Annotated in this window: 18 protein-coding genes and 1 rRNA gene; 11 read left to right on the forward strand and 8 right to left on the reverse strand. The window is 71.2% G+C overall.

What is annotated here, in order from left to right:
* Positions 1-87 (forward strand): 5S ribosomal RNA (gene rrf / locus ACWF79_RS29590); the annotation flags it as partial.
* 194 nt (positions 88-281) lie between these two features.
* Positions 282-785 carry a hypothetical protein gene (locus ACWF79_RS29595; RefSeq protein WP_453731233.1) on the forward strand — a complete coding sequence of 168 codons (504 nt, stop codon included), beginning with the start codon at positions 282-284 and terminating at the stop codon, positions 783-785.
* A 70-nt stretch (positions 786-855) separates the two neighbouring features.
* On the opposite strand, the gene ACWF79_RS29600 is transcribed toward ACWF79_RS29595, so the two are convergent.
* Genes ACWF79_RS29600 through ACWF79_RS29620 form a run of 5 tightly spaced genes read right to left on the reverse strand, consistent with a single transcriptional unit; the run spans position 856 to position 6,284 of the window.
* A complete protein-coding gene (locus tag ACWF79_RS29600; protein ID WP_453731234.1) occupies positions 856-2,166 on the reverse strand; it encodes a DUF58 domain-containing protein in 1,311 nt (436 codons plus the stop codon).
* Positions 2,167-2,178: 12 nt separating this feature from the next.
* Positions 2,179-3,162: an AAA family ATPase gene (locus ACWF79_RS29605; RefSeq protein ID WP_453731235.1), complete on the reverse strand. Its 984-nt coding sequence runs from the start codon at positions 3,160-3,162 to the stop codon at positions 2,179-2,181.
* Positions 3,159-4,367, reverse strand: a complete 1,209-nt coding sequence (locus ACWF79_RS29610; RefSeq protein WP_453731236.1) for a DUF4350 domain-containing protein — start codon at positions 4,365-4,367, stop codon at positions 3,159-3,161. Before ACWF79_RS29610 ends, ACWF79_RS29605 begins: the two co-directional genes overlap by 4 nt.
* The gene (locus ACWF79_RS29615) at positions 4,364-5,053 is read right to left on the reverse strand and encodes a DUF4129 domain-containing protein (RefSeq protein ID WP_453731237.1); all 690 of its coding nucleotides are present in this window, start codon (positions 5,051-5,053) and stop codon (positions 4,364-4,366) included. Before ACWF79_RS29615 ends, ACWF79_RS29610 begins: the two co-directional genes overlap by 4 nt.
* 4 nt (positions 5,054-5,057) lie before the next feature.
* Entirely contained in the window at positions 5,058-6,284 is a 1,227-nt protein-coding gene (locus ACWF79_RS29620; protein ID WP_453731238.1) for a hypothetical protein, read from the reverse strand.
* A gap of 472 nt (positions 6,285-6,756) precedes the next feature.
* Between ACWF79_RS29620 and mtrA the strand changes: the two genes are divergently transcribed.
* The 6 genes from mtrA (at position 6,757) to ACWF79_RS29650 (ending at position 14,116) form a co-directional block, all read left to right on the forward strand.
* Positions 6,757-7,434: a two-component system response regulator MtrA gene (gene mtrA / locus ACWF79_RS29625; protein ID WP_055539974.1), complete on the forward strand. Its 678-nt coding sequence runs from the start codon at positions 6,757-6,759 to the stop codon at positions 7,432-7,434.
* 1 nt (position 7,435) lies between these two features.
* The gene (gene mtrB, locus ACWF79_RS29630; RefSeq protein ID WP_453731239.1) at positions 7,436-9,454 is read left to right on the forward strand and encodes an MtrAB system histidine kinase MtrB; all 2,019 of its coding nucleotides are present in this window, start codon (positions 7,436-7,438) and stop codon (positions 9,452-9,454) included.
* On the forward strand, positions 9,444-11,306 hold the full coding sequence (locus ACWF79_RS29635; RefSeq protein WP_453731240.1) for an LpqB family beta-propeller domain-containing protein: 1,863 nt from the start codon (positions 9,444-9,446) through the stop codon (positions 11,304-11,306). Before mtrB ends, ACWF79_RS29635 begins: the two co-directional genes overlap by 11 nt.
* A 72-nt stretch (positions 11,307-11,378) precedes the next feature.
* Positions 11,379-12,134 carry a ComF family protein gene (locus ACWF79_RS29640; protein WP_453731241.1) on the forward strand — a complete coding sequence of 252 codons (756 nt, stop codon included), beginning with the start codon at positions 11,379-11,381 and terminating at the stop codon, positions 12,132-12,134.
* Between the two features lie 330 nt (positions 12,135-12,464).
* Positions 12,465-13,145 (forward strand): ribosome hibernation-promoting factor, HPF/YfiA family, encoded by a 681-nt coding sequence (gene hpf, locus ACWF79_RS29645; protein ID WP_453731242.1) that lies wholly within the window; start codon positions 12,465-12,467, stop codon positions 13,143-13,145.
* Between the two features lie 215 nt (positions 13,146-13,360).
* Entirely contained in the window at positions 13,361-14,116 is a 756-nt protein-coding gene (locus ACWF79_RS29650) for a response regulator (protein ID WP_453731243.1), read from the forward strand.
* Here the strand turns inward: ACWF79_RS29650 and ACWF79_RS29655 are convergent.
* Together ACWF79_RS29655 and ACWF79_RS29660 are read right to left on the reverse strand one after the other, a co-directional pair.
* On the reverse strand, positions 14,109-15,272 hold the full coding sequence (locus tag ACWF79_RS29655) for a winged helix-turn-helix domain-containing protein (protein WP_453731244.1): 1,164 nt from the start codon (positions 15,270-15,272) through the stop codon (positions 14,109-14,111). The two genes, ACWF79_RS29650 and ACWF79_RS29655, sit on opposite strands and share 8 nt — an antisense overlap.
* Positions 15,273-15,302: 30 nt before the next feature.
* Complete coding sequence (locus ACWF79_RS29660) at positions 15,303-15,896, reverse strand: GNAT family N-acetyltransferase (RefSeq protein WP_453731245.1); 594 nt, start codon at positions 15,894-15,896, stop codon at positions 15,303-15,305.
* 402 nt (positions 15,897-16,298) lie between these two features.
* Here ACWF79_RS29660 and secA point away from each other — a divergent pair, with 402 nt between their 5' ends.
* Positions 16,299-19,106 (forward strand): preprotein translocase subunit SecA, encoded by a 2,808-nt coding sequence (secA, locus tag ACWF79_RS29665; protein ID WP_453731246.1) that lies wholly within the window; start codon positions 16,299-16,301, stop codon positions 19,104-19,106.
* A 153-nt stretch (positions 19,107-19,259) separates the two neighbouring features.
* On the opposite strand, the gene ACWF79_RS29670 is transcribed toward secA, so the two are convergent.
* Positions 19,260-19,874 carry an Rv3235 family protein gene (locus ACWF79_RS29670; protein ID WP_453731247.1) on the reverse strand — a complete coding sequence of 205 codons (615 nt, stop codon included), beginning with the start codon at positions 19,872-19,874 and terminating at the stop codon, positions 19,260-19,262.
* 275 nt (positions 19,875-20,149) lie between these two features.
* Between ACWF79_RS29670 and ACWF79_RS29675 the strand changes: the two genes are divergently transcribed.
* Together ACWF79_RS29675 and ACWF79_RS29680 are read left to right on the forward strand one after the other, a co-directional pair.
* Entirely contained in the window at positions 20,150-20,656 is a 507-nt protein-coding gene (locus ACWF79_RS29675) for a DUF6912 family protein (RefSeq protein WP_453731248.1), read from the forward strand.
* 40 nt (positions 20,657-20,696) lie between these two features.
* Positions 20,697-21,359, forward strand: coding sequence for an HAD family hydrolase (locus ACWF79_RS29680; RefSeq protein ID WP_453731249.1), 663 nt, complete (start codon positions 20,697-20,699; stop codon positions 21,357-21,359).
* Positions 21,360-21,423: the final 64 nt, after the last annotated feature.

Genomic DNA, 21,423 nt, shown 5'->3' on the forward strand with positions numbered 1-21,423 from the left:
GGTTACATTCCGAACCCGGAAGCTAAGCCTTTCAGCGCCGATGGTACTGCAGGGGGGACCCTGTGGGAGAGTAGGACGCCGCCGAACAATTTTTATCCTCAACCCCTGGACCTTGTCCGGGGGTTGAGGCATTTTTGCGTTGGGCAACTTTCGGCCAGTTTTTGAAGTGGTCATGACATGTCGCGTTGGTTGTGGCACTCTACGTGCGCACTCCGAATCCGGACGGCTCCACCGAGCAACCCGGGTTTCCCCCACCCACAAGCTGTGGCAAGGAGAGCGACATGAAGTCCACCCCCACCCTGACTGGATTGGCCGCGCTGGTGATCGCGGTCGGCATCGGTGTTCCCACGTCGGCCTACGCGAACGGTGCCGTCGCCGAGGCGAAGGTCGACGGCGTGATCGTCGTCTCGGGAAACACCTGTAGCTGGACCAATGCCGGCGCCAGCGCCAATCCGCCGAGCGCGCTCACCGTCGACCGGTCCACGATCAACAAGCCAGGCGGCAACCTGACCTGCGGCGGTGGCATCACCGCATCGCTCAACAACAACCCCACCTTCACCTTCGACGACACCGCAGGCACGGCCACGACCGACGCCATCGACCTCACGGGCCAGCAGTCGTTCGTCTCCTGCCGCTACAAGGTGACGAACATCGTCTGGAAGCGGGACGGGGACACGAGGAAGTATCTGAACACGCCGTTCACGGCCTCCAAGGTCTCGGGCTCGTTCCTGTGCCCGGGGTCCTTCAGCGCCGCGGCCGGAGAGGCTTCCGTCGTGTTCCGTTGAGCCATGGCGCTACGAGAGACCGATGGCCGGTGCGGTGTTGTTCTCCGCGCCGGCCATCGGTCGTTGTGGGCTAGAGGCGGCCGGCGGCCTTGAGGCCGAGGTATGCGTCCGCCAGGGCGGGGGCGAGGTTGTCCGGCGTGGCGTCGACGACCGTGACGCCGTGGCGGCGGAGTTGGTCTGCCGTGCGGTGGCGCTGAGCCTGGGCCTGGGTGGCGGCCGCGGCTTCGTAGACGCCCTCGATCGTGCCTCGACGGGCCGCCATGTCGTCGGTGTACGGATCCGCGACCGAGGCCACGAGGACGGTGTGGCGCTGGGTGAGCTGCGGGAGGACGGGGAAGAGGCCCTCCTCGATCGGGGCCGCGTCGAGACTGGTCAGCAGGACGAGGAGCGAGCGGCGTGGGGCTCGGGCCAGGGCGGTGGCGGCGAGGCCACGGGCGTCCGTCTCCACGAGTTCGGGTTCGAGCGGGGCCAGGGCGTTGACCACGGCCGGCAGGACGTCGCCGGCCGAGCGGCCCTGCACCTGGGCGCGGAGGCGGCGGTCGTAGGCCAGGAGGTCGACGCGATCGCCGGCGCGGGAGGCCAGGGCGGTCAGGAGGAGGGCGGCGTCCATCGCGGCGTCGAGGCGCGGGACGTCTGCGACGCGGCCGGCCGAGGTGCGGCCAGTGTCGAGGACGATCAGGATGTGTCGGTCGCGCTCGGGGCGCCAGGTGCGGACGGCGACGGTGGTCTGTCGTGCGGTGGCCCGCCAGTCGATGGAGCGGGTGTCGTCGCCGGGAACGTACTCGCGGAGGCTGTCGAACTCCGTGCCTTCGCCACGGGTGAGGACGCTGGTGCGGCCGTCGAGCTCGCGGAGGCGGGCCAGGCGTGAGGGCAGGTGCTTGCGGCTGGTGAAAGGGGGCAGGACGCGGAGCGTCCACGGCACGGTGTGGTTGCCCTGGCGGGCGGCCAGGCCGAGGGGGCCGTAGGAGCGGACCGTGACGCGGGCGGCGTGGCGGTCGCCTCGGCGGGTGGGACGCAGGGAGGTCGTGAGGCGTCGGCGTTCGCCCGGGGGGACGGCCAGCGTCTGGCGTGAGGCGGACTGTTCGGTGCCGGGGAACCAGCTGCTGGGAGGCCAGGCGTCGCGGATCCGGGCGCGGAGGCGGCGGCGGGAAGGGTTGGTGACCGTGAGGTGGACCTCTGCGCCGTCACCCAGTCGAACTGTTGTGTCACCGCTTCGAGTGAACTGCAGCGTTCGCACTGGCGCGGCCATCACGTAGTCGCACAGAATTGCGAGTGAGAGGGGCGCGTTCACCGCGAGCATCCCCGTCCAACTGGGGGCGAGGATGCCCACGGGGAGTGATCCGAGGGCCGCGAGCAGTGCGGTTCGTCCGGTGAGGGCCATGGGGCGCCGTTCTCAGCGGGGTACGGGGACGTGGGCGAGGATCGAGTTGATGACGGAGTCGGCGGTGACGCCCTCCATCTCGGCCTCGGGCCGCAGCTGGACGCGGTGGCGGAGTGTGGGGAGCGCGAGGGCCTTCACATCGTCCGGGGTGACATAGTCCCGGCCGGTGAGCCAGGCCCAGGCGCGAGCGGTGGAGAGCAGGGCGGTGGCACCTCGGGGGGAGACGCCGAGGGTGAGTGAGGGGGATTCACGCGTGGCACGACAGATATCGACGACATAGCCGGCGATCTCGGGGGAGACCGAGGTTTTGGCGACGGCGTCGCGGGCGGCCTCGAGTTCGGCGGGGCCGGCGACCGGACGGACCCCGGCGGCCTGGAGGTCGCGTGGGTCGAAGCCGTTCGCGTGCCGATTCAGGACGTTGATCTCGTCCTCGCGCGAGGGCAGAGGGACCGTCAGCTTCAGCAGAAAGCGGTCGAGTTGGGCCTCGGGGAGGGGATAGGTGCCCTCGTACTCGACGGGGTTCTGGGTCGCGGCGACGAGGAACGGGTCGGGGAGCGGGCGGGGTGTTCCGTCGACGGTGACCTGACGCTCCTCCATGGCCTCGAGGAGGGAGGACTGGGTCTTGGGCGGCGTGCGGTTGATCTCGTCGGCCAGCAGCAGGTTGGTGAAGACGGGGCCGGGCTGGAAGGAGAACTCGGCGGTGCGGGCGTCGTAGACCAGTGAGCCGGTGACGTCGCTCGGCATCAGGTCGGGGGTGAACTGGACGCGCTTGGTGTCGAGTTCGAGTGTGGCTGCGAGCGCGCGGACCAGGAGCGTCTTGGCGACGCCGGGGACTCCTTCGAGGAGGACGTGTCCCCGGCAGAGGAGGGCGACGACGAGTCCGGTGACGGCGGGGTCCTGGCCGACCACGGCCTTCGCGATCTCGGTGCGCAGGGCCTCCAGGGAGGCGCGGGCGTCGTCCGAGGTCGTAGGGGTCGCGGGGGTCGGGGCGCTCATGAAGTGCGTACCTCTCTTTCGAGGGCGTCGAGTTGGTCGGCCAGGCGGATGAGTGCGGCGTCGTCGGCCGGAGCCGGGCCGAAGAGAAGGTCCCTGAGGTCCGCACCGGTTCCGGTGAACCGGGTGGAGAGTGCGGGGAGCAGGGTCTCGGGGGAGTGGGCGTCCTGGGCGGCGACGCCGAGGAGCGGGGAGAGCCGAGCACGGGTCGCGGCGCGTAGGACGGCGGCGGCGCGGTCGCGTGCGTTGCCCTTGCGGTAGAGGCGGGCGCGGCCCTCGGTGGCCTCGGAGGCGCGGATGGCGACCGGCAGGGGCTCGGTCACCAGGGGGCCGAGGCGTCGGGCTCGCCAGATGGCGGCGAGGACGGCGGCGAGGGCGAGTTGAAGCGTGCCCCACAGCCAGCCCGAGGGGATGAGTGCGAAGAAGCTGTCGGTGGTGCTGGGGGTGTCGCCCTCGGGGGAGCCCTCGGTGACGGAAGCGTCGGAGAGCGAAGGGAGATACCAGACGAGATGAGGGCGGGAGCCGAGGAGTTGCAGGGCGAGCGAGGCGTTGCCCTGCTGGTCGAGACGTTCGTTCGTGAGGATTTCGGGAGAGCCGAGGAGGACCGTGTCGCCGCCTCCGGGGTTCGGGAGGAGCACGAGGGTGGGCTGCCCGTCGGCGGGGTAGCAGCTGGTCGCGTCGGCGAGGGCCGTGGTGTAGCGCTCGCCGCCGAGGTCGACGCTGCCGGCGCGGACGGCGGCGGGCAGGGAGCAGTCGGGTTCGCGGGACTTCACCGAGGTGCTGGGGGCCGCGGTGACGCCGGGAGCGAGGGTGGGGAGGGAGCTGACTCCGGCGCCGACGAGGACGGTGCGGCCGCCGGTGGCGGTCGTGCTCCGGTGCAGAGTGGACTGCTGATGGTCGGTCAGCAGGTCCGGTGTGGTGACCAGGAGGGTGCTGTCGGCGCCGGTGGCGGAGGTGGCTTCGTCGAGCGTGGTGACCACCTGGAGGGTGACGCCCTGGGCCTTGAGGATCTCGGCGACGGCTCGGCTGCCGTTGGGGTCGGCGGAGCGGGGGTCGAGGTGTCCGTGGTGGTCGGCGGAGCGCACGGTCGCCAGGACGACGCCGCCGATGACGATCAGGCCGAGGACGAGGAGCACGCCGCGGGCCCGGGTCCAGAGCTGGCGGGGGGCGAGCGAGGTGGAGGTGGTGCTGGTGCGGGGCCGGCTCATTCGGGTGCTCCCGCGGAGGCGGTGGCGAGGGTCGGCCTGGTCCGCTCCAGGGCCGTGTCCAACTCCTCGACGCGACGGTACGCGGGCTCGTCGGCGGTGCGGCCGCCGTATGTGACGTCGTCGAAGGAGCGGGCGGCGGCGCGGAGTTCGTCGGTGTGCGAGGGCAGGGTGCGGGCGGCCTCGGCGGCTGCCTCGTCGGCGGTGCGGCCCGGGCGGGGGTCGAGCAGGGTGCGCTCCTCCAGGGAGCGGACGATGGCCCGCATCCGTTCCTGGACGGCCTGGTTCCAGCGGCCGGCCGCGGCGTGCCGGGCAGCGGCTGCCCGGTGGTCGTCGGCGGTGCGGGGGCCGTCCTCGAAGAGGGAGTCCCCGGTGGCGTGGAGGCGCTGCGGGGTGCCGAGCCGCCACCAGACTCCGGCGACCAGGGCGAGCACGACGAGCACGATCACGAGAAGTCCGAGCAGGCCGCCGGGGGTTGCCCCCGCCGCCGCGTCGAAGAGGCCGCCGACCCATTCCCAGAAGCGGTCGAGGCCGCGTTCGAGGAGGCTGGGCTCGTTCTCGTGGTACATCGGTTTGGACAGTTCCCGCTCCGCCGCCTCCCGTGCGGGGACGCGGGGAACGTCCACCGGTACGTCGTCGGCGCCCAGGACCGGTCGCCGCGCCGTGATCGTGCCCCCCGTGTCGATCACCCCGTCAGCTCCCGGTGGCCGGATCGCCCGGGGCGGGGCCGTAGCCGGGGACACCGGCGGCGCGGGCCAGTTCGAGGTCCAGTGCTTCGCGGCGGATGCGCTGGTCGATGTAGAGGAGAACGGTCACGCCGGCCGAGATCGGGTACGTGATCGCGTTGATGACGACGCCGCCGATGCCGGTGATGATCAGGAACGTCCAGCCGAACTCGGGCGTGGACCCGGACAGCAGGCCGCCGAAGCCCTCGCCGTCCATGGCGATGCCGACGATCGAGAACGGGATCGCGATGATCATCGCGACCAGGAAGAGGATCAGCTGGGTCAGCAGCGTGATGCCGAAGATCCGCCACCAGGAGCCCTGCACCAGCTTGGCGGAGCGCTTCAGCGACGGGACGATGCCCTGCCGCTCCAGCATCAGGGCGGGGGAGGCGAGGCTGAAGCGGACCATCAGCCAGATGACGACCACGAGACCGCCCAGGGCGCCGAGGAAGGCGAGCGCGCCGCCGGCAGCGGAGCCGACGAGGAGGCCGGGCAGCAGGGCGACGAACATGATGCCCGCGCTCATCAACGGCAGAAGGAGGGTCAGCCCGAGGAGCTGGAGCAGCCGGGGGCGGGCCTCCTGCCAGGCGGCGCCGATCGAGACCGGGCGGCCGAGGACCGCGCGGCTGATGACCACCGTGAGCAGTGCGGCGCTGACCAGGGTCGCCATGAGAAGGATGAGGATCGCGGGGATCGAGGCGATGAGGCTCGACTGCAGGGACTCGCCGAGCTGGGCGAAGGCCTCGTCCGGGGCCGCGTCCGGGTTGAACTCGGGGGGCGTCGGGACGAGGAAGCGCTGGACGAGGACGTCGGCCGTCTGGGAGATCACCGCGACGGTGACCGTGATCGTGAGGACGGTGCGCCAGTAGGTACGCATCGTCGACACCGCGCCGTCGAGGATCTCGCCCATGCCCAGGGGGCGCAGCGGGATCACACCGGGCTTGGCGGCGGGGGGCCTGCCCCAGTTCCCGTGCGGCGGAGGGCCGCCCCAGCCCTGTCCGGGCCGTGGCCCGGGCGCCTGCCCGGGGACCGGTGCGGTCGGCGGGGACCACTGTCCGGCGGGCGGCTGGTCCTTGGACCACTGGGGTGCGGAGCCGTTCGCGTCACCGGGCGTCGCGGGCCGGGGGACCCCGGAACCGTCCTGGCCGTCGGAGGGAGCAGATCCGGGCGAGGTCCAGCCCGGAGTGTCGTTCACGGTCGTCCACCTCGGAATGGTCGCGGGGCCGGTTCGGCGAGCCGGCACGGGCACAGTGGCCGTTCTCCCCTGTCGAGGCGGCGGGCCGTGAGCCATCGTGCCACGAGGGACCCGCCGGTGGGCGGGGCCCGGTATCACCTTCGTACCTTCATCGTCGGAGCCTGCGGGCGCGGGCCGGGGGGCAGACTGGGCGGTTGTCTGATCAGTGCGTACAAACCGCATCGGCGGCGGGGCGACGCACGCGTGCGGGCGAGAGCGTGTGATCCGGGCGGAGCGGTTCCGTGGGCTGAGCGAGGCCGCTCGGGGTACGGTTCAGCACGGCCGACGGGGGCTACGGGGGTGACATCCATGTCTGACATCGACACCCACAGGCACCGACCGTGAGCGGCGGGCAACCGCGGACGTCACCGCAGGTCAGTGAGGTATCTCACCAGCCGCCTTGAGACTGATACGGAAATGGGATGATGTCGATATGAAGGGACGCGTTCTCGTCGTCGACGACGACACCGCACTGGCCGAGATGCTCGGCATCGTGCTGCGGGGTGAAGGGTTCGAGCCGTCGTTCGTCGCGGACGGCGACAAGGCGCTCGCCGCATTCCGGGAGGTCAAGCCGGACCTGGTGCTGTTGGACCTCATGCTGCCCGGAAGGGACGGCATCGAGGTGTGCCGGCTCATCAGGGCCGAGTCCGGGGTGCCCATCGTCATGCTGACGGCCAAGAGCGACACCGTCGACGTCGTCGTGGGGCTCGAGTCCGGGGCCGACGACTACATCGTCAAGCCGTTCAAGCCGAAGGAGCTCGTCGCCCGGATCCGGGCGCGGCTGCGGAGGTCGGAGGAGCCCGCGCCCGAGCAGCTCGCCATCGGTGACCTGGTCATCGACGTGGCCGGGCACTCGGTGAAGCGGGACGGGCAGTCCATCGCGCTGACGCCGCTCGAGTTCGACCTGCTCGTCGCGCTGGCGCGCAAGCCGTGGCAGGTGTTCACCCGTGAGGTCCTGCTGGAGCAGGTCTGGGGCTACCGGCACGCGGCCGACACCCGGCTGGTGAACGTGCACGTCCAGCGGCTGCGCTCGAAGGTCGAGAAGGACCCGGAGCGGCCGGAGATCGTGGTGACCGTCCGTGGTGTCGGCTACAAGGCGGGGCCGAGCTGACATGAGTACGGGCAGTGCTGCTCCGAAGGCCGGGGACCGAGGAGTCCGGTCGGGGCGGGCTGCCGGACCGGGGCGGGGGGGCTCGCGATTCGGCCGTCTGCTCCAGGACGGGGCGCCGGGAGGGTCGGCGCTCCGGCTCCTCGCGCGCTGGGTGCGTCGTCCTCTGCTGCCCGCCGTACGGCTGTGGCGGCGGAACATTCAGCTGCGGGTGGTCGCGGGCACCCTGCTGATGTCTCTCGGCGTGGTGCTGCTGCTTGGCCTGGTCGTCATCGGCCAGGTCCGCAACGGGCTTCTCGACGCCAAGGAGAAGGCCGCCCAGAGCCAGGCCGCCGGGGGGTTCTCCGCCGCCCAGGACAAGGCGGCGACCACGCCGTCGGGGCCGGGCGGGCAGGACGGCGGCCGGGCCGGTTCCTCGCTGACCTGGCGCTCCACGCTGGTGGAGCAGCTCGCCAGTGGTGGTCAGAGCGCGTTCAACGTGGTCGCGCTCTCCCTGGAGGACTCCGACGGGCCGGCGAGCCGGGGCGCCCGTGCCTCCGGCGAGGTCGATCCCGCCACGAGCATCCCTGCCGACCTGCGGCACTCCGTGGCCCAGGGCGCCGGCACCTTCCAGACGTACACCAAGATCCACTACACCAACGGCAAGAGCTCCGAGCCGGGGCTCGTGGTCGGCAAGCGGCTCAACGACGCCGAGGGCACCCAGTACGAGCTGTACTACCTCTTCCCGCTGACGCAGGAGGAGGACTCCCTCACCCTGGTCAAGGGCACGCTGGCGACCGCCGGGCTGTTCGTGGTCGTCCTGCTCGGCGCCATCGCCTGGCTCGTGGTGCGCCAGATCGTCACCCCCGTGCGGATGGCGGCAGGGGTCGCCGAGCGGCTGTCGGCCGGGCGTCTGCAGGAGCGGATGAAGGTCACCGGCGAGGACGACATCGCCCGCCTTGGTGAGGCCTTCAACAAGATGGCGCAGAACCTTCAGCTCAAGATCCAGCAGCTGGAGGAGCTCTCGCGGATGCAGCGGCGGTTCGTCTCGGACGTGTCGCACGAGCTGCGGACCCCGCTGACGACGGTACGGATGGCCGCCGACGTCATCCATGAGGCGCGGGTCGACTTCGACCCGGTCACCGCGCGCTCCGCCGAGCTGCTCGGCGACCAGCTGGACCGCTTCGAGTCACTGCTCTCGGATCTGCTGGAGATCAGCCGCTTCGACGCGGGTGCGGCGGCCCTGGAGGCCGAGCCGATAGACCTGCGTCAGGTCGTACGGCGGGTGATCGGCGGCGCCGAGCCGCTCGCCGAGCGCAAGGGCGGCCGGATCGTGGTCGTCGGCGACGAGCAGCCCGTGGTGGCGGAGGCGGATGCCCGCCGTGTCGAGCGGGTGCTGCGCAACCTGGTGGTCAACGCGGTCGAGCACGGCGAGGGCCGGGACGTCGTCGTCAAGCTGGCCGCGGCCGGCGGGGCCGTCGCGGTCGCCGTACGGGACTACGGAGTGGGCCTCAAGCCGGGCGAGGCGACCCGGGTGTTCAACCGGTTCTGGCGGGCCGACCCGGCACGCGCGCGTACCACCGGCGGGACGGGCCTTGGCCTGTCCATCGCCGTCGAGGACGCGCGGCTGCACGGCGGCTGGCTGCAGGCCTGGGGCGAGCCCGGTGGCGGCTCGCAGTTCCGGCTCACCCTGCCGCGCACCGCGGACGAGCCGCTGCGCGGATCGCCGATCCCGCTGGAGCCGGAGGACTCCCGGCGTCACCGGGAGCAGGCCAAGGCCCGGCCCGGGACCCAGGGGCAGGCCCAGGGGGAGAGCCGGGACGGCGCGGCGCGCCAGGTGACGTTGCCGGTACAGCCGGCGGGAGACCGTCCGGCCCTGCCCGTACCGCCGCGTGTGCCGCCCGCGGCGCGGGCCACGGTGGACCCGACGGCGCTGCCCGGCAGTGGGTCCCGGGTGGTCGCCAGAGCGGCGGCCGAGGCCGACAGCGGTGAAGCGATGGCGTCGACGCACGCCGAGGGAGAGGACGGGACACGTGGGCGCTGACTTCCGAGGAGGGCGGAAGGCGGCCAGGCCGAGCGTGCTGCTGGCGTGCGGCGGGCTGCTGGTGGCCGGATGCGCGACGATGCCCGACAGCGGGGACGTACGGCCGGTGAAGGCGTCCAACCCGGGCGACTCGCAGGTGCGCGTCTACGCGGTGCAGCCGCGGGAGAACGCCGAGCCCGACGAGATCGTCGACGGCTTCCTGGAGGCCATGACCAGTGACGATCCCGGTTTCGCGACGGCCAAGAAGTACCTGACGAAGCAGGCCGCGCAGTCCTGGAAGCCGGCTCAGAGCATCACCGTGCTCACCACGGCACCGGACCGTGAGCAGGCCGACCATCTGGCCGACCCCGAGACGCAGGGACGGTCCTACCCGATCCGCGGCCGGCAGATCGCGACCGTGGACGCCCGGCACGCCTACCAGCCGAGGAAGGCGACCGACTACCGGGACTTCATCCACGTCGTGCAGCAGCCCGCCGCCGACGGCAAGGGCAAGGAGTGGCGCATCGACCACCTGCCCCCCGGACTGGTGCTCAGCGAGGCCGACTTCCAGCGGAACTACCGCTCCGTCAACACCTACTACTTCGCGTCCGGAGAGGACTGGGTCGTCGCCGACCCGGTGTACATCCGGCAGCGGCAGGACCCGGTGACCAAGATGGACCCGGTGACGCAGACCGTCAGGGCGCTCCTGGAGGGGCCGACGAACTGGCTGAAGCCGGCGGTCGATTCGCGTTTTCCGTCCGGTACGCAGCTGAAGGACGGCGTCACCACGCTCGCGACGGACGACCAGTCCACGCTGAAGGTGCCGCTCAACTCCAAGGCCGACGGGGTGGGCGGGGAGGTGTGCCGGGAGATGGCGGCCCAGCTGCTGTTCACCCTCGGCGATCTGACGTCCGTACGGGTCGAACAGGTGGAGCTGCAGCGGGGTTCGGACGGCGGGCGGCTGTGTGTGCTGTCCAAGGCGCAGGCCGAGGAGTTCGCCCCGGTGCGCGACTCGGGACGGGCGGAGAACCCGTTCTTCGTCGACGACGAGGGCATGCTGAAGACGCTCCCGATCGGCGGCAAGGAGGACGCGCAGGCGGACGCGACGCTGGGGCCGTTCGGCAAGGGCGCGACGCCGCTGCGGTCGGTCGCCGTCGACCGGGACGAGAGTCGTGCGGCCGGGGTCGGCAAGGACGGGCGGGAGCTGCGCGTGGCGTCGATCCTCACCGACCAGGAGCTGCGCCCCGCGCTGGTGACGAGCACCGCGGCACGGCCCGAGGACCGGTTGTCCGCGCCGAGCTGGGACGGCCGCGGGGATCTGTGGGTCGCGGACCGCAACCCTGCCGGTCCGAAGCTGTGGACCGTTCCGGACGGTGAGGGCGCCCCCGTGGAGGTACGGGCGCCCTGGCTGACCGGCGGCGCGCGCGTGGAGGCCCTGCGGGTCTCCGCGGACGGCGTGCGGATCGCCCTGCTCCTGAAGGAGAAGGACGGCCGGACGACCCTGAAGATCGGGCGGGTGGAGCGCGAGGGCGACGCCTCGCGGCCGACGGTGTCGGTCGTGGACCTGCAGCCGGTGGCGCCGCGCATGGAGACGGTGACGGCCGTGTCCTGGGCCGGTCCGAGCCGGCTCGTGGTGGTCGGCAAGGAAGCCGGAGGGGTCCAGCAGGTCCGCTACATCCAGACCGACGGCGCGACATCGGCGACCTCGGTGCTCCCGGGCCTCAACGGGGTGACGGCCGTGGCCGCGCCCAACGACGACAAGGCGCCGGTGATCGCCGACTCGGGCAACGACGGCATCGTGCGGCTGGTGACGGGCGCGAACTGGCAGCGCCTCGTCAAGATCGCGGGCACCGCTCCCGTCTACCCCGGATAGCCGCCGTCCTCCGCCCTGTGGGCGTTGTCCACAGGGGTGGCCGGGTGGGTCCGGCAGGAGGACAGTGGAGCCATGCGGGGGTGGTGGCGCGAGATCGCCGGGCTGGTGCTGCCGGTCGCCTGCGGAGGCTGCGGCAGGCCCCGTACGGAGCTGTGCCCGCCGTGCCGGAACGAGCTGACGGGCCCGGGGCCGCGCCGGGTCAGGCCCCTGCCCGAGCCGGCCGGGCTGCCGGTGGTCCATGCCGCCGCGCCGTACGCGGACGCCGTACGGTCCGTGCTGCTCGCCCACAAGGAGCGCGGGGCGCTCTGGCTGGCCGGACCGCTCGGCTCCGCGCTGGCGGGCGCCGTGGAGGCGGCTGTCGGGCGCTGTGACGGGCCGGGGGCCGGTCCCCTTCTCCTTGTGCCGGTGCCCTCCTCCCGGCGCTCGGTGCGGGCGCGTGGCCACGATCCGACCCGGCGCATCGCGCTGGCCGCGGCAGGCCGGTTGCGCCGTCGGGGGCGGGCCGCACGGGTGATTCCCGTGCTCCGGCAGCGCCGTGCCGTCGCCGACCAGTCCGGGCTCGCCGCCCCGGGACGGTTCGCCAACCTGGCCGGGGCGCTGGAGGTCGTCGCGGGCGGCGCTCGGCTCGTGGAGCGCGGCCGGGTGGTCCTGGTCGACGACCTGATGACCACCGGCGCCTCGCTGACGGAGGCGGCGCGGGCACTGAGTGCCGTACACCCGCCGTTCATTCCGGGATTGATCGGAGGCGATGTGGAAAGAGGAAGCGTACGACCGACGGCGGCGGTGGTCGCCTGTTCTCCGTCGTCGTTCGACATAAACCGGAACTGACCGGTGACTTGCATCGTTGCAGGTGGTGAGAGGTGAAAACACCCGTACGGAGGTATGTGGCCGCAGCGGGTGCCGACACCCGACCGAACGAGCTATGTTCGGTTGTGAGGAATGGCGAATGCTACGCCTCACCGAATGCACGGGTGCGCCTAGAGGACAGGAGTTCAGGGCGAATTAACCTCAGGTTGGTGGGGTGGGGATCTTGCCGACTGGGGAGGAGGAGGTGAACGTCGCCAAGTCCGAGACTCCGGCATTCACCGGAGTCTGGTGCAAAGGGAGATGCTCAGTGGCGAACGAGCCGATCTGAGCGATCCGGGAACGGAGTTCTGCGTGGACATCGTCGTCAAGGGCCGCAAGACCGAGGTGCCCGAGCGGTTCCGCAAGCACGTGGCCGAGAAGCTGAAGCTGGAGAAGATCCAGAAGCTCGACGGCAAGGTGATCAGCCTCGACGTCGAGGTGTCCAAGGAGCACAACCCGCGGCAGGCCGACCGGTCCGACCGTGTGGAGATCACCGTCCATTCCCGAGGCCCGGTGATCCGGGCGGAAGCGGCAGCAGGCGACCCGTACGCAGCGCTCGACCTTGCCCACGGCAAGCTGGAGGCGCGGCTGCGCAAGCAGCACGACAAGAGGTACACCCGCCGTGGCAACGGCCGTCTGTCGGCCGCCGAGGTCGCCGACGTGGTGCCGGGTGTCGCCCAGCTCAACGGGAACGGCCAGCTGGTCGCCGACGAGACCGGCGCCGTGCCCACCACGATGATGGGCTCCATCGAAGTGCAGGGCGAAGGCCCCCTGGTGGTCCGCGAGAAGACGCACAGGGCCGCCCCGATGACCCTCGACCAGGCGCTCTACGAGATGGAACTCGTCGGTCACGACTTCTACCTCTTCGTCGACTCCGACACGAAGCAGCCGAGCGTCGTCTACCGGCGACACGCGTACGACTACGGCGTCATCCACCTGGAGAGCGACCCGCTCGCCGAGGGCGGCGGCGTCGGCGGTGCCCTCGGCGGCTGACCCGCAGCCCGCAGGCACCCCACACACCCCACAACAGTCCGTCCTGGTGCCCCTGGAGCGCCCCATGCGCCCCCAGGGGCACCCCCGTGCGACCACGGGATCGCCGCGTCGTCGCCCGGGCATGAAATCATGGCGTGCACGCCAACCGGTGCTCCACGAGCAGCGGTTGGAGGACCGAACACGAATTCAGGCCACGGCCTTCAGGGGGAGGAACGATGGCGGACCGCTTCGGGCCGGTGCACAGCGGGCGGGAGTCCGATGGCGCGGCCATCCCCGAGGGATCGGATTCGGACAGTGGGGCCTCCCGCAAAGAGCCGATCCGGGTCCTTGTGGTGGACGACCATGCCCTCTTTCGGCGGGGTCTGGAGATCGTCCTCGCGCAGGAGGAGGACATCCAGGTCGTCGGAGAGGCGGGTGACGGGGCCGAGGCGGTCGACAAGGCCGCGGATTTGTTGCCCGACATCGTGCTGATGGACGTACGGATGCCCAAACGGGGTGGCATCGAGGCCTGCACGTCCATCAAGGAGGTGGCCCCCAGCGCGAAGATCATCATGCTCACGATCAGCGACGAGGAGGCCGACCTCTATGACGCGATCAAGGCGGGCGCGACCGGATATCTCCTGAAGGAGATCTCCACGGACGAGGTCGCCACCGCGATTCGCGCGGTGGCCGACGGCCAGTCGCAGATCAGTCCCTCGATGGCTTCCAAGCTCCTCACCGAGTTCAAGTCGATGATCCAGCGGACCGACGAGCGCCGGCTCGTGCCCGCGCCCCGGCTGACCGACCGCGAGCTGGAGGTGCTGAAGCTCGTCGCGACCGGGATGAACAACCGGGACATCGCCAAGGAACTCTTCATCTCGGAGAACACGGTGAAGAACCATGTCCGGAACATCCTGGAGAAGCTGCAGCTGCACTCCAGGATGGAAGCGGTGGTCTACGCGATGCGGGAGAAGATCCTCGAGATCAGGTGAGGGCTGCCGTCAGGGCGTCGGCCAGGGCCGGGCTCTCCGTGCGCTCGATCCGTACCGTGTCGCAGCCCACCCATTCGGCCGCCTCGCGCAGGGCCTGAGCCATCGGCGCGACCGCCTTGGGGGACTCCAGCGACACCTGCCGGGCCACCAGCGTGCGGCCCTCGCGCGCCGGGTCGACGCGGCCCAGCAGCTTTCCGCCCGCGAGGAGCGGCATCGCGAAGTAGCCGTGGACGCGCTTCTGCTTCGGCATGTACGCCTCCAGGCGGTGCGTGAAGCCGAAGATCCGCTCCGCGCGCGCCCGCTCCCAGATCAGCGAGTCGAACGGCGACAGCAGCGTCGTACGGTGCCGGCCGCGCGGCGGGCTCGCCAGCGCCGCCGGGTCCGCCCAGGCCGGCTTGGACCAGCCCGCCACCGTGACCGGGACGAGCCCCGAGGCCTCGACGACCGTGTCGAACTGCTCGTTCTTCAGCCGGTGGTAGTCGGCGATGTCCGCGCGCGTGCCCACCCCGAGCGCCTCGCCCGCCTGCCGCACCAGCCGCCGGAGGCACTCGGTGTCGTCCAGGTCGTCGTGGAGCACGGCGTCCGGGATCGCCCGCTCGGCCAGGTCGTAGACCCGCTTCCAGCCGCGGCGCTCGGTGCACACCACCTCGCCGTACATCAGGGCCCGCTCGACGGCGACCTTCGACTCGGACCAGTCCCACCACTCGCCCTTGTTCTTCGCGCCGCCGAGCTCCGTCGCGGTCTGCGGGCCCTCGGTCCGCAGCTGCTTGATCACCGCTTCGTACGCCCCGTCGGCCAGCTCGTGGTACCACTGCGGGCGCGAGCGGTAGGCGCGGCGCCGGAAGGCGAAGTGCGGCCACTCCTCGACGGGCAGGATGCACGCCGCGTGCGACCAGTACTCGAAGGCGTGGCCGTCGGTCCAGTACGCCTCCTCGACCGCTCTACGGCCCACGGCGCCCAGGCGGGCGTACGGGATGAGCTCGTGCGAGCGGGCCAGGACGGAGATCGTGTCCAGCTGGACGGCCCCGAGGCTGCGCAGCACGCCTCGCACGCCCGCGCGGCGGTCGGGCGCGCCCAGGAATCCCTGGGCCCGCAGGGCGATCCGGCGGGCTTCGTCCGCGGACAGTTCGACGACGGGCGGCGGCACTGTGGTCATGATCCGCAGCCTAGAGGGCGGCACTGACACTCATGCCTCGGACGGCGAAGCGGGCTGGGGAGCCGGCAGGTAGGGCAGCGAGCCGGGCAGGCCGAGGTCCGACGGGAGCAGCGAGCCGACCCAGGAGTCCCGCAGGACGCCCTTGTTCGGCAGCGAGGCCCGCAGCATGCCCTCGATCCGGAAACCGGCCTTCTCGGCCGTCGCCAGCGAGCCCACGTTGCCGACCTCGGCCCGCCACTCCAGGCGCGTACAGGCCAGGTCGGTGAAGGCCCAGCGGGCGAGGGCGAGGACGGTCTCCGTCATGTATCCGCGGCCCCGGTGCTCCTTGGCCGTCCAGAAGCCGACCTCCCAGCTGCCCGAGCGAGGGTGGTGGAGCGCGGCGGCGGCGAGGAGCGGGCCGCCCTCGCGGAGCCGTACGGCGAAGGAGTACTCGGTGTCGTTCCGCCAGCCGTCCGGGACGATCCGGTTGAGGAAGAACTCGGCGTCCTGACGTACGTAGGGCGAGGGCACCGTCGTCCAGCGCTGAATGTCGGGGTCCTGGCAGTGGGCGAGGACCTCGTCGAGGTCCTCGGGCCTGAACGTGGCGAGGGTCAGGCGGTCCGTGGTCAGTGTCGTCGGCTCCATGACGGAATTCTGGTCAGTGGAGGGGGTGGTGGCGAGCAGTTTTCGTGCCCTGGGGGAAGGATCGGGGATTCGGGCCCGGGGGCCGTTCCGACGTGATGCCGGTTCCGCCCGGGTTCCTGCCCGGAGGCCGTTCCGACGTGATGCCGGTTCCGCTCGGATTCCTGCCCGGAGGCGGGTCGGGCGCCGGTTCCGGGAGCGAACACTTTTCGGGTGCTGCGGCACCTTCGGTGCGTCTCGTGCGTTCTCATTCCGGGCAGCGGTGACGCTCCGGCCCTTCGGCCTCCCGGCGCGGCGGCGGTCTCGCTTACGATGGCCGTTGCGGTGGGGACCACCTGCCGTGCCCGCGCCCGAGTCCATCACACGACCCAGTGCCAGGCCCGACCGGCAAGGAGACCAGCCTCAGTGTCCGTCTTCAACAAGCTCATGCGTGCAGGCGAAGGCAAGATCCTGCGCAAACTGCACCGCATCGCGGACCAGGTCAACTCCATCGAAGAGGACTTCGTCAACCTCTCCGACGCCGAGTTGCGGGCGCTCACCGATGAGTACAAGCAGCGGTACGCCGACGGTGAGAGCCTCGACGACCTGCTCCCCGAAGCCTTCGCGACCGTCCGCGAGGCGGCCAAGCGCGTCCTCGGCCAGCGTCACTACGACGTGCAGCTCATGGGTGGCGCCGCCCTCCACCTCGGCTATGTCGCCGAGATGAAGACCGGTGAGGGCAAGACCCTCGTCGGTACGCTCCCGGCCTATCTGAACGCGCTGTCCGGCAAGGGCGTGCACCTGATCACGGTGAACGACTACCTGGCCGAGCGCGACTCCGAGATGATGGGCCGCGTCCACAAGTTCCTGGGCCTGAAGGTCGGCTGCATCCTGGCCAACATGACGCCGGCCCAGCGCCGTGAGCAGTACGCCTGCGACATCACGTACGGCACGAACAACGAGTTCGGCTTCGACTACCTGCGCGACAACATGGCGTGGTCGAAGGAGGAGCTCGTCCAGCGTGGCCACAACTTCGCCTGTGTCGACGAGGTCGACTCGATCCTGGTCGACGAGGCCCGTACGCCGCTGATCATCTCCGGCCCGGCCGACCAGGCCACCAAGTGGTACGGCGACTTCGCCAAGCTGGTCACCCGCCTCACCAGGGGTGAGGCCGGGAACCCGCTGAAGGGCATCGAGGAGACCGGCGACTACGAGGTCGACGAGAAGAAGCGGACCGTCGGCATCCACGAGTCCGGCGTCGCCAAGGTCGAGGACTGGCTGGGCATCGACAACCTGTACGAGTCGGTGAACACCCCGCTCGTCGGTTACCTGAACAACGCCATCAAGGCCAAGGAACTGTTCAAGAAGGACAAGGACTACGTCGTCATGGACGGCGAAGTCATGATCGTCGACGAGCACACCGGCCGTATCCTCGCCGGCCGCCGCTACAACGAGGGCATGCACCAGGCGATCGAGGCGAAGGAAGGGGTGGACATCAAGGACGAGAACCAGACGCTCGCCACGATCACCCTGCAGAACTTCTTCCGCCTCTACGACAAGCTCTCCGGCATGACCGGTACGGCCATGACCGAGGCCGCCGAGTTCCACCAGATCTACAAGCTCGGTGTCGTCCCGATCCCGACGAACAAGCCGATGATCCGCAAGGACCAGTCGGACCTGATCTACCGGACCGAGGTCGCCAAGTTCGCCGCCGTCGTCGACGACATCGCGGAGAAGCACGAGAAGGGCCAGCCGATCCTCGTCGGTACGACGTCGGTCGAGAAGTCCGAGTACCTCTCGCAGCAGCTCTCCAAGCGCGGCATCCAGCACGAGGTGCTCAACGCCAAGCAGCACGACCGTGAGGCCACGATCGTCGCCCAGGCGGGCCGCAAGGGCGCCGTCACCGTCGCCACGAACATGGCCGGCCGAGGCACCGACATCAAGCTCGGCGGCAACCCGGACGACCTCGCCGAGGCCGAGCTGCGCCAGCAGGGCCTGGACCCGGTCGAGCACGTCGAGGAGTGGGCCGCGGCCCTCCCCGCCGCCCTGGAGCGCGCCGAGAAGGCCGTGAAGGCGGAGTTCGAGGAGGTCAAGGAGCTCGGCGGGCTGTACGTGCTGGGCACCGAGCGCCACGAGTCGCGCCGGATCGACAACCAGCTGCGCGGCCGTTCCGGCCGTCAGGGCGACCCGGGCGAGTCCCGCTTCTACCTCTCCCTCGGCGACGACCTGATGCGTCTGTTCAAGGCCCAGATGGTCGAGCGCGTCATGGCCATGGCCAACGTGCCGGACGACGTGCCGATCGAGAACAAGATGGTCACGCGCGCGATCGCCTCCGCGCAGTCCCAGGTCGAGACCCAGAACTTCGAGACGCGTAAGAACGTCCTGAAGTACGACGAGGTCCTCAACCGGCAGCGTGAGGTCATCTACGGCGAGCGCCGCCGCGTCCTGGAGGGCGAGGACCTGCACGAGCAGATCCAGCACTTCATGGACGACACGATCGACGACTACATCCGCCAGGAGACCGCCGAGGGCTTCGCGGAGGAGTGGGACCTCGACCGCCTCTGGAACGCGTTCAAGCAGCTCTACCCGGTGAAGGTCACCGTGGAGGAGCTGGAGGACGCGGCCGGGGACCGCGCGGGCATCACGGCCGAGTTCATCGCCGAGTCCGTCAAGGACGACATCCACGAGCAGTACGAGGCCCGCGAGAAGTCGCTCGGCTCGGACATCATGCGCGAGCTGGAGCGCCGCGTGGTCCTCTCCGTGCTCGACCGCAAGTGGCGCGAGCACCTCTACGAGATGGACTACCTCCAGGAGGGCATCGGCCTGCGCGCGATGGCCCAGAAGGACCCGCTGGTCGAGTACCAGCGTGAGGGCTTCGACATGTTCACCGCGATGATGGAGGGCATCAAGGAGGAGTCCGTCGGCTACCTGTTCAACCTGGAGGTCCAGGTCGAGCAGCAGGTCGAGGAGGTCCCGGTGCAGGACGCGGCTCCCTCCCTCACCAAGGACACGGTGCCGGCTCCCGCCGGGCGTCCGGAGATCCGCGCCAAGGGCCTGGAGGCCCCGCAGCGGCCGGACCGCCTGCACTTCACCGCGCCGAAGGTGGACGGTGACGGCAGTGTCGTCGAGGGCGACTTCGTGAGCGAGGACGCCTCGGCCGGCGGCGACGGCATGACGCGTGCGGAGCGGCGCAAGGCGCAGAAGAGCACGGGCGGGCGTCGCCGCAAGAAGTAACCCCGCCGAGGGGAGGAGGGGCCGGTCACCCGAGGGGTGGCCGGCCCCTTCGTCGTGCGTGGGGGCTCGGCCGTGGTGGGGTGGTGGGCTGGTCTCGTGGGAGCTCGGCGGTGGTGGGGGTGGGCCGGGGTTGTGCGTGTGTGTGGGGCTGTGTCATGTGCGGGTGGTCTGGGTCGGCACGCGCGCGTGGAGGCCGTCCAGCTCCACGGCGGCGCAGCGCCAGCGGCGGTCGGCGCCGAGTTCCAGGCGGAAGGCCATGGCCCGTACGCCACCGGCCGTGGCGATGCAGGCGAAGGCTTCCAGGGCGCCAGGGGTGCCGGGCATGCCGGGCGGGCCAGGGGTGGTCTGCGCGCGGCAGCTTCGGACGACCGGGCGGATGCCGTGTCCCCCGAAGGGGGTCGTGGGGGCGAGCTGGACCAGCTGCTCGTACGCCTCTCCCACGGTCTGGCCCAGCATCCAGTGGACCGGCCGCTGACCGCTCAGGACGAGCAGCAGGCGCTCGGCGAAGTAGGCGTGGGTGGGAAGGACGCGGGGAGCCGTACGGGCGCGTGGAGCCGCCGCTCCGGGGCGGGCCCCGGCGGAGCCGCGCGGGCCGGTGCCGGCGGGACCGCGTGGGGCGGAGCGCGGGCGGGGGGTTCGGGGGCGGGTGGTGGCGGCGGGTGCGGGGCGTGGGGTGGTGGTCGGTGTGGTGACTGGTGGGGTGTGGGTGCTGGGGGTGGTTGTCGCGGCGGTGGCCTCGGGCGTGCGCGTCGTGGTGGTGCCGGCCATGGGGGTCCCCGATCCCTCGCGCCCGGTGGTCTACCGAGCGGTAACTTCTGTTGGGGATCTTGTACGGCGGTGGTTCCGGGCGCCGCAAGGCGGCGTGGGCCGCTGGGCGGGTGGTCGGGAGGTTCACCTATCAGGGTGACGAGGGCGCCTGCTGGGTCTGTCGGGGAGGGGTGCGGGGATCCCTCGGGTGGACCGAGGAGACGGCGGCCTGGAGACCCCGAAGGGGTACTCCGCACGTATCCTGAGGGCGTTTCCGACTACGAAAGCGGCCAGCCATGCGCGTGTACGTCCCCCTGACCCTCCCCGGTCTCGCACAGGCGCACAAGGCGGGCGAGCTGGGGCCCGGTCCGCTGACCGCCTACGCCGTCACGCCCGCGCTGCGCGAGTGGTACGTCTCCGACGACATCGAGGAGCTCGAGTACGCGGCGCTCAGCCGGGCCGCCGCCGCTTCCCTGCGGCTGCTCGCCGGGGACCCCGACGCCGCGCGGCGCCGGATCGTCGTCGCCGTCGACGTGCCGGACAAGGAAGCCGTGGTCGACCCCGACCGGGGGCTGGACGTCGGCTCGCTGGGCGAGGTCCGTATCGCCGGAGCCGTACCGCTGGCCAAGGCGGCTGCCGTGCACGCCGACGCGGACGACGCCGAGGCGGACGTCTCGGCCGCGGCGGACGCGCTCGGTGCGGCGGACCAGGGGGACGACGACGCCCAGTTCACGGTGGACGGGGCGGAGGACCACGAGCTGCTCTGGTTCGGGGTGCAGGAGATTCCTGGGCTGCTGGGCTGACCACCCGCCCTGTCGGTCCGGGCCGGTACCGTTTCTTCGCATGGGGAAGCACGGGAAGCACCTGGTCTGGGACTGGAACGGCACGCTGCTCGACGACATCGAGGCGGTCATCGGCGCGACGAACGCCGCCTTCGCCGAGCTGGGGCTGGAGCCGATCACGCTCGCGCGGTACCGGGACCTGTACACGGTGCCTGTGCCGAAGTTCTACGAGCGGTTGATGGGGCGGCTCCCGACGGACGCCGAGTGGCTCGTGATGGACGACGCGTTCCATCGGCACTACTGGCAGCGGGCCGACTCGTGCGGGCTGACGTCCGGGGCGGCGGAGCTGCTGGCCGCGCGGCAGGTCTCCGGGTTCACGCAGTCCCTGCTCTCCTTGGCGCCGCACGCACAGCTGGTGCCGCTGGTGCGTCGGCACGGGATCGAGGAGCGGTTCGTGCGCGTGGACGGGCGGACCGGGTCGTCGACGGAGGGGAAGTCGGCGCACATGGTGCGTCATCTGCAGGCGCTCGGTGGTTCGGTGGTCGCCGAGCGGGTGGTCGTCATCGGGGACGCCGCCGACGATGCGCGGGCGGCGGCGCATGTGGGGGCGCGGGCCGTGCTGTACACCGGCGGGTCGCACAGCCGTGCGTCGCTGGAAGCGGTGGGGGTGCCGGTGGTGGACTCGCTGGCGGAAGCGGTGGCTGTCGCGGAGGAGCTGGTCTAGGCGGCGCGCTGGGGCGTTGCGGTAGGTAGGCGGGCGGGTGCGGCCCGGTTGGAGTGCGCCCGGC

This window comes from Streptomyces sp. NPDC054975 (assembly GCF_053609105.1).